The sequence below is a fragment of the Pseudomonas chlororaphis subsp. piscium genome (assembly GCF_003850345.1).
GTDB classification, from domain to species: Bacteria; Pseudomonadota; Gammaproteobacteria; order Pseudomonadales; family Pseudomonadaceae; genus Aquipseudomonas; species Aquipseudomonas piscium.
The window spans coordinates 3,442,106-3,454,568 of sequence record NZ_CP027707.1 but is presented as its reverse complement, the minus strand read 5'-3'; the positions used below and the strand labels follow the sequence as shown (position 1 = coordinate 3,454,568).

The window sequence follows — 12,463 nt, the reverse complement described above, 5'->3', positions numbered from 1 at the left end:
GGCATCCTGCAGATTGATACGACCCACTCCCAGGAGCCAGTCGATGACAACAACAACCTTGCCCGAGCGGCACGACTACATGAGCAACGGATGCGCCAGGACCTATAGGTCGACCGCCGGTACCCAGCCCGCGGTGCCCGCCGCGCAGCTCGATGAACTGATGGGCCAGCTGCAGCGCGACGGTTTCGTGGTGCTCGAACGGCTGTTCGATGACCAGCAGGTTAGCCGCATGCGCGAGGACCTGCTCGAGCGTTTTTCCCATACCGGGCGCAACTCGTTCGAGGGCGCGCTCACCCAGCGGCTGTATGCGGTGATTGCGAAAACCCGGGTCTGCGATGCGCTGGTGGAGCACCCGCTGATCCTCGGCCTGCTGGACCGGCTCCTGGCGCCCAACTACCTGCTGTCCCAGCTGCAGGCCATCAATATCCTGCCGGGGGAGTGCGCCCAGCACCTGCATTACGACGACGCCTTTTACCCCATGGCGCGCCCGCGGCCGCCCTATGGCGCGGCGACGATCATGGCCCTGGACGACTTCACCCACGACAACGGCGCCACCGTGGTGATTCCCGGCAGCCATCTGTGGGACGGGCGCCTGCCCACCGCCGCCGAACAGGCGTCCGTGATGCCGGTGATCATGCCCAAGGGCTCGGTGGTGTTTTTCCTCGGTACCCTCTGGCACGGCGGCGGCGCCAATCACAGCGGCGCGCCACGCCCGGCGCTGACGGCGCAGTACTGCGAACCCTGGGCGCGCCAGCAGGAGAACTTCATCCTGTCGACCCCGCGCCAGGTCGCCCGGCAATGCAGCGAGCATATCCAGCGCATGCTGGGCTACTCGATCCACGCGCCGTTCATGGGCATGGTCAACGGCATGCACCCCAAGCGCATGCTGGAAGAGCCGGAGGGGCATTGAGCACAGGCCGGACGGGCCATGAGGGGGCTTCGTTGCAAAGACCGAGGCCTAGACCCCGAAAGGGAAGGTGTCTTCTTCATGACTAGGGCCGCTGGCCACCGGCAATGGCGTGAGGGCGCTGGTCGCTTCGAACCAGACCAGCGCATCGAACTGCTCGCCCAGGTCGGCTTGGAAATAGTGACTTTGGCGCTCCGTCGCGGGGCGGTAGATGACCCCGATTGCCCGCTCCAGCAGCGGCTCGGATAACGCTTGGCGCAGGTCTTCGCGTTCGGGGGCGCGCCAGTCGGTCAGCGAGGCGGGGATACCCGCCTGGAGAAACTGCTGCTCCCAGCTGTCGGCAAGGGAAGGCCGCACCTCCTTGATCCCCATGTCGCCGTCCCAGTCATCGGCGGCCACGACCTGGCCGCGGTCGGTGCTCATGCCGATCAGCACGGCGCTGTCGCCATAGGCCATGCGGCACAACTGGCCGATGTTGAACTCGCCGCGCCAGCCCATGTAGGTGGCCGCGGCGTTGCCGATGTGCGAGTTATGCGCCCAGACCACAGCCCTGGCGTTGGCACCGCGATGGGCGAGCAAGGCCTGCAGGGTGTCGAACATGTGCTTGTCTCGCAGGTTCCAGGAGGCTGTCGAGCTTCTGAACATGGCCCGGTAGTACTGCTCGGCGCAGCGTATGACCCGCGCATTCTGCGTGGCGCTGAATAGCGCTTCAGGGTTCGCGGCAAGGCGTTCGCTCAACAAGGTGTTCAACTGTTGCACCACCGCTTCTTCGCAGGAGGCCTCGTGGCCGCGCTCGACAGAATGCCCATACAGCGCCGGGTCGTCCTGCCAGGGCGTCAGGCAGCCATAACGCCGGCGCGCTTCACGCGCCAGCTGCGGGTCGGTGCTATCGAGATAGGCCAGTACTTCGCCGATGGAATTGCGCAAGCTATAGACGTCGAGCCCGCGAAACTCGACGCGCTGATCCGCGGGCAGGGACCGGTTGTAGTGGTGCAGCCAACGGGTGAAGTCGCGCACCTCGACGTTGCGCCACATCCAGCTCGGAAAGCGGCTGAATGGCTGTTCCCTTGCGGTCGACGGGCCCAGGTCACGCACGCGCCGGTCGATCTGCCCGGCGTCGGGCCAGTCGGCCTCGATAGCGACGATCCTGAAGCCGTGGTGGGTGATCAGGCGTTGGCTGATGGCGACACGGGCTCGATAGAACTCACGGGTGCCGTGACTGGCTTCGCCGATCAACACCACCCTGGCGTCCGCATAACGGTCGAACAGCTCGCCGAAAGCCGCGGACTCGAGTGGGGGCAGGGGTTCGGCGTATTGGCGCAGCAGGGCCTGGAGCCTACTGAGAGGCTCCTTGCCAGGCCTGGAGATCTCCTGCCGGCCTTTGCGTGGGTTCATGGCGCAGCCTCCTTCCAGGTAGAGGGTCTGAATTGCCAGGGTCGATACAAAGCAGACGTCGCCGCGGGCAGGGTGTTCCCGCCTGGGGACCGAAGGTCAGCCCGTCAACGCCTGGCTGCCACCCGCCCACCAGGCAAACGCCGCTTATGAGCGGGCCATCGAAGAAGCGCGGGCGCAAAGGGTTGCCGCGTCTCTGGACGATGGCGAAGCTATTTTGGAGGACCAACTATTACCCGTCCGGGGCGTGGCTCATAAGCTGGGTTCGTCGATCAGAGGCCAATTGTTCAAGGCCTGATCAGCGTTTCTGAACCTGGAAGAGAAGCCTACGAAATGAAAAGACTGCACAAGAAAATCGCCCTGGTCACCGGCTCGTCCAAGGGCATCGGCGCCGCCATTGCCAAGCAACTGGCCAAGGACGGCGCCACGGTGATCGTCAACTACAGCCGCGGCCGCGAAGAGGCCGACCGGGTGGTGGAAGAGATCCTGCAGGCGGGCGGCCGTGCCCATGCCATCCAGGCGAATGTCGGCGATGCCCTGGAAGTGAAGACGCTGTTCAAGGCCATCGTCCATGCGCATGGCCATCTCGATATCCTGGTGAACAACGCCGGCGTCTACTCCACCGCGCCCCTGGCGGAGATCGAAGAGCAGGAGTTCCACCGCCAGTTCAACCTCAATGTCCTGGGCCTGATCCAGTGCACCCGCGAAGCGGTCGGCGTGTTCAACCCCGAGGGCGGCAGCATCGTCAATATCAGCTCCAGCGTCACCTCGTTCACCCCGGCCAACTCGACGGTCTACACCGCCTCCAAAGGCGCGGTGGACGCCGTCACCCGGACCCTGGCCAACGAACTGGGGCCGAAGAACATCCGCGTCAACTCGGTCAACCCGGGGCTGGTGGTCACCGAAGGCGTGCATGCCAGCGGCTTCTTCGAAGACGCCTTCCGCCAGAAGATCGAAGCCATCACGCCCCTGGGACGTATCGGCAAACCCGAGGACATCGCCCCCGCGGTGGCGTTTCTCGCGTCCAGTGACGCCGGATGGATCACCGGCGAGATCCTGGTGATCGGTGGCGGGCTGCACTAAAGCTTGAAGGCGGCCTTGGCGTCAGCCTCGACCTGAGCCTCGACGGCGGCCGACTGCTCACGCTGGTACTGGCGTGGCGAGTGGGACATGACCCGCTTGAAGGCGGTGCTGAAGGCGCTCTCCGACTCATAGCCCAGGGAGAAGGCGATGGACGCCACCGAGTCGTCGGAGTTTCTCAGGCGGTCGCCGGCCAGCAGCATGCGCCAGTGGGTCAGGTATTCCATTGGCGCGGCGCCGACTATCTGCTTGAAGCGCAGGGCGAAGGCCGAGCGCGACATGGCCGCCAGCCGCGCCAGTTCCTCGACTGTCCAGCGTTGCGCCGGGGCGGCGTGCATGGCGCTCAGGGCGGCGCTGAGGTTGCGGTCCGCCAGGCCGAAAAACCAGCCCATGCCCTCGCTATTCAGGGTGGTGAGGTGAGCCCGCAGCACCTCGACCAGCATGATGTGCGCCAGGTGCTCGTTCATCAGCGAGCGGCCGGGGCGCTGCTGTTGCAGCTCGGCGGTAAAGCGTTCCAGCGCCCAGCGCAGGATCGACGCCTGGGGCGAGTTGCCCTGCACATGCACCAGCGAGGGCAGGGCGCTGAGCAGGAACTGGGTGGGGACGCCGCTAAAGTCGAAGCGCCCACCAACCAGCTGCACATCGTCGCCGCCGTAATCGAGGGTGATTTCGTCCGGCGCCGGGGTTTGAAACAGCCCTTCGGAATCCATGGCCGGCAGCGCCAGGTCGCTGGACAAGGTAAAGGGCACGCCGCGGGTCATCAGGAAGCAGTCGCCTTGCTGGAGCAGTTGCGGCGTTGGCTCGCCACTGACCCTCACCCAGCAACTGCCCTTGACCACGGCCGTGAACTTGATGCCGGCCCGGCTGGGAAAGTCGAAGGCCCAGTCACCGCCCAGCTTCAAGGCCGCCGAATGGTAGTTACGGATTCTCAACAGCGAAAGGACACCGGAAAGCGGATCCATGAGGCACCTTTTTGGACGATTGGCAAAATTAAACCAACTTTAGCATGCCGATAGTCCTGGAATGGGGTCGCCAGGAGGAAATCCTCGGTCCTGGGTTGTCGCTGATCGTCATTGCCCGTGGCCCTCAAGGAACACGTCGCTGATCACCCCGAACACGGTGCTCTTCAGGGCATTATCCAGTTCCACCCAGGCCAGGCCGGTGGTCGCCTGGTAGTCCCCGAGTTCCAGGGGGCGGGCGACCACGTTGGCGGGTAACGCGCGCCCGGCGTGGGCGGGCAGCAAGCCAATGCCGAGCCCGGCGGACACCAGGGCGAGCATGGTGGTGAACTCGCCCAGTTCCGCGGCGACTTCCAGTTGCGCGCCCTGGCGGTTCAGCTCTTGCATCAGTTGATCGTGAAAGCCCGGGGCGTAGCGCCTGGCCAGGATCAACACCGGCAGTCGCGCCAGCGCCGCCGGTTGCAGGGTTGCGCTCGAGGCCAACGGATGATCGTCGGGGAGCGCAACCATGAAACTCTCCCGCAGCACCTCCCGGGTCTGGATGCCGGGAATGATCGCCGGCAGGCGCATCAGGCCGAAATCCAGCTGGCCGTTTTTCAGCGCCGCGGCCTGGTCCGGCCCCGGCATATCCTTGAGTTCCAGCTCGATGCGCGGGAAACGCTCATGCAGGGCGCGGATCAGCGCCGGCAGGAACTCCGGCAGTACCGAAGACACGAAGCCCAGGCGCACCCGGCCGATCTCCCCACGTCCCGAAGCCCTGGCCACGTCCATCGCATGGGCCGCCTGGTGCAGGGTCGCGCGGGCCTCGGGCAGGAAGATCGCTCCGACCTCGGTCAGCGCCACGGCGTGGCGGTTGCGCTCGAACAGGCGCACGCCCAATTCCTCCTCCAGCAGCTTGATCTGCATGCTCAAGGCCGGCTGGACGATAGCCAGCCGTTGCGCCGCGCGGCCGAAATGCAGTTCCTGTGCCAGGGTCACGAACGAGCGCAGGTGTTTGATTTCCATCGACCGACTCCAGGGTTGAAAACGCTTCGAGATGGTAATCACAAAGATTGATTACCAGATCAGCAATGACGATTGGACAGTGCCCGTCAGCTGCGCTGAAGTGCCCGCAAGGCCCATTCCAAAAACAGCGGCCGTCTCGCGGAGGAAAGCATGTCATTCAATCCCGGTAGTTTCCAGCTGGATGGGAGAAGGGCCCTGATCACCGGTTCAGGCAAGGGCATTGGCCTGGAACTGGCTCGGGGCCTGGGCGCCGCCGGCGCCAAGGTGGTGATCAATGATCGTAATAGGGACAAGGCCCAGGCCGTTGCCCGGCAGTTGCGCGACGAGGGCATCGGCGCGGAGATCGCGGTGTTCGACGTCACCGATCGCGCCGGGCTGTTCGAGGCCATCGACACCTTCGAGACGCGGGTCGGCGCTATCGACATCCTGGTGAACAACGCCGGCATCCAGCGACGCGCACCGCTGGAGGATTTCGCCGCCGACGACTGGCACGCCCTGATGCGGGTCAACCTGGACGGGGTGTTCCATGTGTCCCAGGCCGTGGCGCGGCACATGATCGGCCGGCGCCGCGGCAAGATCATCAACATCTGCTCGGTGCAGAGCCAACTGGCCCGGCCGAGCATCGCCCCCTACGCGGCGTCCAAGGGTGCGGTGAAGATGCTCACCCAAGGCATGTGCGCCGAATGGGCGCGCCATGGCATCCAGGCCAACGGCCTGGCCCCGGGCTATTTCGCGACCGAGATGAACCGGGCGCTGATCGACGATCAGGCGTTTTCCCAATGGCTGTGCAAACGCACGCCGGCGGGGCGCTGGGGGCGGGTCGAGGAGCTGTGCGGCAGCGCGGTGTTCCTGGCCTCGGCGGCCTCGGACTTCATCAATGGCCAGACAATCTTTGTCGACGGAGGACTGACCAGCGTCGTTTGAGCAGTACCCGTACCTGGAAAACAACAACAAACAGGGGACACCCATGAGCCATCTCGAAGAACCGGCACTGCCGCCGCACACCCGCGACCCGGCGGGACATCCGTCAACAACCGCCACGGCCTTCGCGCCCAAGCGCTGGCTGTACCTGATCCCGCTGATCTTCATCACCTACAGCCTGGCCTACCTGGACCGGGCCAACTATGGCTTCGCCAGCGCGGCGGGCATCGAGCAGGGCCTGGGCATCAGCAAGAGCACCTCGTCACTGATCGGCGCCTTGTTCTTCCTTGGCTACTTTTTCTTCCAGGTGCCCGGCGCCATCTACGCGCAACGCTACAGCGTGCGCAAACTGGTGTTCTGCAGCCTGATCCTGTGGGGCTTGTGTGCGATGGCCACTGGCCTGGTGACCAATATCCCGATGCTGATGGTGATCAGGGTGTCGCTGGGCATAGTCGAGGCCGCGGTGATGCCGGCGATGCTGATCTTCATCAGCAACTGGTTCACCCGCCAGGAGCGCTCGCGGGCCAATACCTTCCTGGTGCTGGGCAACCCGATCACGGTGCTGTGGATGTCGGTGGTCTCGGGCTATCTGATTCAGGCCTGGGGCTGGCGCGAGATGTTTGTCATCGAAGGCGCGCCGGCGGTGCTGTGGGCGTTTGTCTGGTGGCGCCTGGCGCGGGACAAGCCCGAGCAGGTCGACTGGCTGAGCCGGCAGGAAAAAAGCCGCTTGGCCGCCACCCTTGCCGAGGAACAGCAGGGCCTCAAGGCGGTGCGCAACTATCGCCAGGCCTTCACCAGCCCGGTGGTGATCCAGCTCTGTGCCGTGCATGCCTTATGGAGCATCGGCGTCTACGGTTTCATCATGTGGCTGCCGACCATCATCAAGCAGGCGGCTGCCACGGATATCGTCACGGTCGGCTGGCTGAGCGCGGTGCCTTATGTGGCTGCCGTCGCCGCCATGCTCGTGGTGTCCTGGGCATCGGACCGCTCCGGGCGGCGCCAATCGCTGGTCTGGCCGCTGCTCGGGTTGGGCGCGCTGGCGTTCTTCTGCTCGTACTTGCTGGGGCCTTCGCACTTCTGGCTGTCGTTCGCCTTGCTGACCGTCGCCGGCGCCGCGCTCTACGCGCCCTATGGACCGTTTTTCGCGCTGATCCCGGAAGTGCTTCCGGCCAATGTGTTCGGCGGGGCGATTGGCCTGATCAACGCCTGCGGCGCGCTGGGCGCCTTCGTCGGTTCGTGGATCGTCGGCTACCTGATCGGTCTCACCGGCAATCCCGGGGCGGCCTATGTGTTCATGACCCTCGGCGTGCTGTCTTCGGCGCTGCTGATGGCGGTAGTGAAGGTCAGGCGTTGAAGGCTCGCGGGTATGCGGGCGCGGGCCGGACTCACTACCCGTGCCGGTGGTTGCCGGGCAGGCGCGCGCCGCTGCCGGCCAGCGCGTCCGGGACGACTCAGCGAGCGGCAAAACGAGTACGGCGAGCCAATGCGAACAGGCCCAGGCCAATGACCAGGAACAGCCCCAGCGCGACGTTGCTGGCGGTGACGATGCCGCAGGCGTCCACCAGCAGCCCCAAGGGCACGGGGGTGGCGTTGAACAGGTAGACGGTGGCGTAGAAGTAGGCAATCAATTTGCCGTGGCTATGCCGGGGCGCCAGCTGGTTGACCAGGCGGGCATTGCCGACGAACAGCGCGCCATAGGCATAACCGCCGATCGCCAACCCCGGCAGGGCGAGGTACAGGGCCTGGCTGTAGCAGGCCAGGAGCAGGATCGCCAGCGCCAGGCATTGGCCCAGCCAACCGCTGAGCAGCGCCTGGCGGGCGTCCAGGCGCTGGCAGTAGAGCTGGCTCAGGCCGGCGATCAGCAGGTAGGCGCAGATCACATAACCAAAGACCCCGCGGTCCTGCAGGCCAAACACCTGCTGCGCCACCTGGGGGCCGATCACGAACACGCAGGCAGCGAACGACCAGCTGAAGAATACGCTCCAGGCGCAGAGGTGAAAGGGCAGGCCGATGCCACGCAAGGCTTGCCTGAGGCTGGCTGGGCGGGTGTTTTCCGGAGTGGGTGCTGCCGCATCGCTGGCCGCCCGGGATGGCCAGAGGATCAGGGTCGCGACCGCCGAAGCCAGGCCGAGCGCGGCGATCAGCCAGAAAGGCGATGCCAGGGGACGCAGCTCCAGCTGCAGCGCCGCGCCACTGACCAGGGGCCCCAGGGCCAGGCCCGAGACCATTGCCAGGGTCGCCACCAGGGCCGGCAACTTGTCGTTGTGCCCCGGGTTGAAACGCACCAGCGCCACATTCACCGCCGCGGTCATCACCCCCGAGCCGAGGCCGGCCAGCAACCGCGCCGCGCACAGCGGGCCCAGGGACGTGCCCTGGGCAAAGGCCAGGGCACCGACCAGCACCAGCAGGCTGGCGGGCACGAACAGCCGGCGCAGGTCGCTGACGTTGCCGGCGATCCGCGCCATGGCCACCAGGGCGATCAGCACACCGATGCCGTAGGCGCCGAAAATCAGCGTCAGGTCCAGCGCGCGCAGGTCGAACTGCTCTTTGTAAAAGGGGTAGAGCGGGGTCGGAGCACTGCTGTTCATCAGGGGCACCATCAAGGACAGTGCCAGGCAAAACAAAAAGCAGCTCGAACGCCGCCCACCGGCAAGCGTGGGTGCGGGCATAAGGTATCGGGTCCGTTGGGGATCGAGGTGAGCGTCAGGGTGCCGGTTCAGGGCCGACAGGCGGCGGCGAACCGGCCAGCCAATGATATCGAGCAGGCTGGCCGGCACCATGCGCGAAACCCCGGAGTTTGTTGGCCGGCGTCCAGGGCTGGGCTGGCGTGAGGACAGGGAGTGGCTTAACGACCGCAGCGCTGGCGAATCACCTGCGCCGCTTCATCCGCAAGGATCTGGTAGAGCACCGGGGAGGGGTGGAAGCCGTCGCCGGCCATCAGGTTGGCGGCCGGCTGGAAGCGGGTCGCCAGCAATGTGCAGTGCTCCAGGCCGTCCAGCAGCTCGACCAGCAGGCTGTTGAAACGCCGGGCCCTGAGGCCCAGGTACCAGCGCAGCGGCTGGGGCAGGGCGGGGAACAGGTGCATGGGCGGTACCGGCAGGAAGACGATGTGCCGGGCCTCGAACCGGTCGCTCAAGAGTTCGATCAGGCGCGAGATCCGCGCCTGCCATTCGGCCGCGGCGATGGTGCTAGTGACGTCGTTGACGCCGATGGACACCAGGGCCACATCGAAGGGCTCCGCCGGGCCGTCCGCCAACAGCTGGAACAACTGCCGAGAGTCCAGCCCGGACTGTGCCCGTAGTTGCCATGACAGCTGGAAGTCGCCGGCCAATCCGGCCACCAGCCGGCCGGCGATCGCCTCGTCCTGGGTGCCGGCGCCGACACCCGCCGCCGCGGAGTCGCCGAGGATCAACAGGCGCAGGGCCGGCCCGTTGGCGTCGGCGTGCCCGCCCTGGCGCGGGCCTTCGGCCTCCGGCAATCTGGGGGTGACCCAGCGGGTGTAAAGCCCTTGGGCGAGTAACAGCGGCCCCAGGGCCACCTTGGCGAACACGTCAGTCATGGGCAGCTACGCTCGCGGTAAAAAGGGCGACGTCTGGGGCAGGAACCCGGCGTCGCGACGAAGCCCGGCGCCGGCGCGTCCCATGGGATTGTATTTGCCGCAGGGCATGACAATCGCCAGGGGGCGGGCACCTCAGAAGGCGTATTGCAGACGAGTGTAGTAGTAACCGCCGGTGAAGCCGAAGGGCGAATAGCTGCCCCAGTTGTCGCCGAACGACGAGTTGCTGACGCCGATATGGTCGGGGTACTTGTCGAACAGGTTCTGTGCGCCCACCGCCACCGTCAGCTGTTTGTCGAAGGCATAGGCCACGTCCAGGTCGGTGATCCATTTGGCCGAGTACTCGCGGTCCAGGTCCGGGTTGCTCGAACTGTTGACCTCGGTGTAGGTGCCGTAGCGGGTCAGCCGCAGGTTGACGTCGAAGTCGCGGATCGCCCAGTCGGCGGAGAAGATCATCTTGCTGCTGGGGGAGGTCTTGGTGAGCAGCGCCCGCGACTGGCGCCCCAGCAGCTGGAAGTTGCTGCCCAGGGCGCTCAGTTGCGCGGGGGTGTCGCTGACGCTGAGGATTTGCGTGTGGTTGTAGTTCAGCGCCGCGGTCCATTTCACCGAGCCGTAGCTGGCCAGGTTCTGCCGGTAGTTGCCCACCACATCGACCCCGGAGGTGCGGGTGTTGGCGCCGTTGGTGAAGTACTGCGCGCCAGCGGTGGCGGGCACGCCGATGCTGTCGAGCAGGGCGGCCACGCCCGGACCCTGGAAGCGCTCGCTGAGCACCAGGCGGTCGCGCAGGTTGATCACGTAGCCGTCCACCGTCAGGCTCAGGTCTTCGCTGGGGGTCAGGGCAAACCCCAGGCTGAAGTTGGTCGAGCGCTCCGGCTTCAGGGACTGCGCCCCCAGCGCCTGGGCGCCGGCCGAATCCACCGGCAGGATCACATAGTTGTAGGACTGGTAGACGCCATTGATGGTGTCGAAGCCGGTCGAGCGCGCGGTGAAGATCTGGTTGGCCAGGGACGGCGCGCGAAAACCGTTGCTGATAGTGCCGCGCAGCGCAAACACCGGGTTGAACTCATAGCGGGTGCTGAGTTTGCCGCTGCGGGTGGCGCCTACGCCTTCGTTGTAATGCTCGTAGCGTGCGGCGACGCCCACATACCACTGCTCCACGGGGTAGAAACCCAGGTCGATGTAGCTGGCGACGCTGTTGCGGCTGATCTTCTGCTCATCCTCGGGACTGATGCCATTGGTCACCTGGGCGCCTGGGTCGGGGCGTTGCCCGGCGCGCGGGTGGCCGGCGGGAAACACATAGCCGCCATCGATATAGGAGGCTTCGGAGCCGGCGCGGGTCTCGTAGCTTTCGCGCCGATGCTCGAAGCCGAAGGCCACGTCCAGCGGCTTGGCCAGGCCGATCTCGTAGCTGTGCTTCAGGTCCAGGTTGCTGGTCAGCTGGTCGGCGATATAGATGCCGGAGGTGAATTTGTTCGGGGTGTTTTCCCCCAGCGACGGGTTCTGGTTGTCGTAGGTGCGCTGCTTGGCGTAGTTGCGCCCGTAGGTGCTGCTCAGGTCCCAGGCCCAGCCGCCGAAGTCCCCGCCCTTGGCGCCGAACGCCGACTGGAAGTCGGTTTCGTTGACCAGCCAGTAGGGGCTGTAGCCGTTGGGGTAGCCATTGGGGCCGGTGGTGATGGTGTTGCGGCCGTTGGGCAGGCGGAAGTTCTGCCCGTCGTTGTTCTCCCGGGTCGCCAGGGTGGAGAACGAATACAGGGTGACGGCGTCGTTCAGCGGCAGGTCGAGGTTGTAGCCGACATCGGCCAGCTGGCTGCGGGGCAGGCCGTAGCCCTTGTAGGTGTGGTGGCTGGCGTCGGCCTCGCGCGGGTCGGGCGAACCGTCAGCCAGCGGGTAGTAATGGCTGCTGTAGCCGTTGCTGCCGGCCTTGTTGTCGCGCTCCTGGTAACGGGTGTCCAGCGAGACATTCAGCACCCCGGCCTCGCCGACCTGGAAGCCATAGTTGAGCGCCTCCTGGGCGGTGCCGCGCTTGCCGTCGTAGCCCTGGCCGAGGGTGGTGTCGGAACTGCCGCCGGTGGTCTGCTTGAGGATGATATTGATCACCCCGGAAATCGCGTCCGAGCCGTACTGCGCCGCCGCGCCGTCGCGCAGCACCTCGATATGGTCGATGGACGCCACCGGGATCAGGTCGAGGTCGCTGGGCGCAGCGCCGCTGTTGATGCCGTTGATGTTCAAGGTGGCGCTGGTGTGCCGGCGCTTGCCGTTGACCAGCACCAGCACATGGGAGGCGGTGAGCCCGCGCAGGGTGGCCGAGCGCACCACGCCGCTGGCGTCCCAGCCGGCGCGGTCGGGCAGGTTGAAGGACGGGATGAACTTGCTCAGCGCTTCCAGCAGGCTGGGTTTGCCCACCGCGCGCAGTTGTTCGCCGGTGACCACGTCGATCGGCGTCGGGCTGGTGATCACGGTACGTTCGGCGGTGCCACGGTTGCCCGTGACCACCACCGTATCGAGGGTCGGCGAGGCACCTTCGGCGGCCGCCAGGTTGGATGAAGCCAGGCCGCAGGCAATCGACAGCGGCAGCAACAACGGGCGATAGACCGCTGCAGTACGTCGGGCAGTTGAGCGCTTGAGCATGAGAGGGGGCTCCTG

Annotated in this window: 10 protein-coding genes; 4 read left to right on the top strand and 6 right to left on the bottom strand. The window is 65.9% G+C overall.

The window, feature by feature from the left end:
• Positions 1-43: 43 nt before the first annotated feature.
• Positions 44-910 (top strand): phytanoyl-CoA dioxygenase family protein, encoded by an 867-nt coding sequence (locus tag C4K38_RS15955; protein ID WP_053279223.1) that lies wholly within the window; start codon positions 44-46, stop codon positions 908-910.
• 48 nt (positions 911-958) lie between these two features.
• On the opposite strand, the gene C4K38_RS15950 is transcribed toward C4K38_RS15955, so the two are convergent.
• A complete protein-coding gene (locus C4K38_RS15950; RefSeq protein WP_124345286.1) occupies positions 959-2,302 on the bottom strand; it encodes an erythromycin esterase family protein in 1,344 nt (447 codons plus the stop codon).
• Positions 2,303-2,632: 330 nt separating this feature from the next.
• Between C4K38_RS15950 and C4K38_RS15945 the strand changes: the two genes are divergently transcribed.
• Positions 2,633-3,382: an SDR family NAD(P)-dependent oxidoreductase gene (locus tag C4K38_RS15945; protein WP_053279222.1), complete on the top strand. Its 750-nt coding sequence runs from the start codon at positions 2,633-2,635 to the stop codon at positions 3,380-3,382.
• Here the strand turns inward: C4K38_RS15945 and C4K38_RS15940 are convergent.
• Together C4K38_RS15940 and C4K38_RS15935 are read right to left on the bottom strand one after the other, a co-directional pair.
• A complete protein-coding gene (locus tag C4K38_RS15940; protein WP_053279221.1) occupies positions 3,379-4,341 on the bottom strand; it encodes an AraC family transcriptional regulator in 963 nt (320 codons plus the stop codon). The genes C4K38_RS15945 and C4K38_RS15940 overlap by 4 nt on opposite strands.
• Positions 4,342-4,449: 108 nt before the next feature.
• Positions 4,450-5,343, bottom strand: coding sequence for a LysR family transcriptional regulator (locus tag C4K38_RS15935; RefSeq protein WP_053279220.1), 894 nt, complete (start codon positions 5,341-5,343; stop codon positions 4,450-4,452).
• A 150-nt stretch (positions 5,344-5,493) separates the two neighbouring features.
• Here C4K38_RS15935 and C4K38_RS15930 point away from each other — a divergent pair, with 150 nt between their 5' ends.
• Together C4K38_RS15930 and C4K38_RS15925 are read left to right on the top strand one after the other, a co-directional pair.
• Positions 5,494-6,267, top strand: a complete 774-nt coding sequence (locus C4K38_RS15930; RefSeq protein ID WP_009049100.1) for an SDR family NAD(P)-dependent oxidoreductase — start codon at positions 5,494-5,496, stop codon at positions 6,265-6,267.
• Between the two features lie 43 nt (positions 6,268-6,310).
• Entirely contained in the window at positions 6,311-7,618 is a 1,308-nt protein-coding gene (locus tag C4K38_RS15925; RefSeq protein WP_053279219.1) for an MFS transporter, read from the top strand.
• Positions 7,619-7,715: 97 nt separating this feature from the next.
• On the opposite strand, the gene C4K38_RS15920 is transcribed toward C4K38_RS15925, so the two are convergent.
• The 3 genes from C4K38_RS15920 to C4K38_RS15910 all read right to left on the bottom strand — a co-directional run bounded on the left by C4K38_RS15920 (position 7,716) and on the right by C4K38_RS15910 (position 12,448).
• Positions 7,716-8,852, bottom strand: a complete 1,137-nt coding sequence (locus C4K38_RS15920; RefSeq protein WP_231998534.1) for an MFS transporter — start codon at positions 8,850-8,852, stop codon at positions 7,716-7,718.
• Positions 8,853-9,109: 257 nt separating this feature from the next.
• Positions 9,110-9,823: an SGNH/GDSL hydrolase family protein gene (locus tag C4K38_RS15915; RefSeq protein WP_053279218.1), complete on the bottom strand. Its 714-nt coding sequence runs from the start codon at positions 9,821-9,823 to the stop codon at positions 9,110-9,112.
• A 132-nt stretch (positions 9,824-9,955) separates the two neighbouring features.
• Entirely contained in the window at positions 9,956-12,448 is a 2,493-nt protein-coding gene (locus C4K38_RS15910; protein ID WP_053279217.1) for a TonB-dependent receptor plug domain-containing protein, read from the bottom strand.
• Positions 12,449-12,463 lie beyond the last annotated feature (15 nt).

Excerpts from the sequence above, each read along its gene's own strand:
- C4K38_RS15955 (WP_053279223.1), top strand. The coding sequence starts at position 44 with ATGACAACAACAACCTTGCCCGAGCGGCACGACTACATGAGCAACGGA.
- C4K38_RS15950 (WP_124345286.1), bottom strand. The coding sequence starts at position 2,302 with ATGAACCCACGCAAAGGCCGGCAGGAGATCTCCAGGCCTGGCAAGGAG.
- C4K38_RS15945 (WP_053279222.1), top strand. The coding sequence starts at position 2,633 with ATGAAAAGACTGCACAAGAAAATCGCCCTGGTCACCGGCTCGTCCAAG.
- C4K38_RS15940 (WP_053279221.1), bottom strand. The coding sequence starts at position 4,341 with ATGGATCCGCTTTCCGGTGTCCTTTCGCTGTTGAGAATCCGTAACTAC.
- C4K38_RS15935 (WP_053279220.1), bottom strand. The coding sequence starts at position 5,343 with ATGGAAATCAAACACCTGCGCTCGTTCGTGACCCTGGCACAGGAACTG.
- C4K38_RS15930 (WP_009049100.1), top strand. The coding sequence starts at position 5,494 with ATGTCATTCAATCCCGGTAGTTTCCAGCTGGATGGGAGAAGGGCCCTG.
- C4K38_RS15925 (WP_053279219.1), top strand. The coding sequence starts at position 6,311 with ATGAGCCATCTCGAAGAACCGGCACTGCCGCCGCACACCCGCGACCCG.
- C4K38_RS15920 (WP_231998534.1), bottom strand. The coding sequence starts at position 8,852 with ATGAACAGCAGTGCTCCGACCCCGCTCTACCCCTTTTACAAAGAGCAG.
- C4K38_RS15915 (WP_053279218.1), bottom strand. The coding sequence starts at position 9,823 with ATGACTGACGTGTTCGCCAAGGTGGCCCTGGGGCCGCTGTTACTCGCC.
- C4K38_RS15910 (WP_053279217.1), bottom strand. The coding sequence starts at position 12,448 with ATGCTCAAGCGCTCAACTGCCCGACGTACTGCAGCGGTCTATCGCCCG.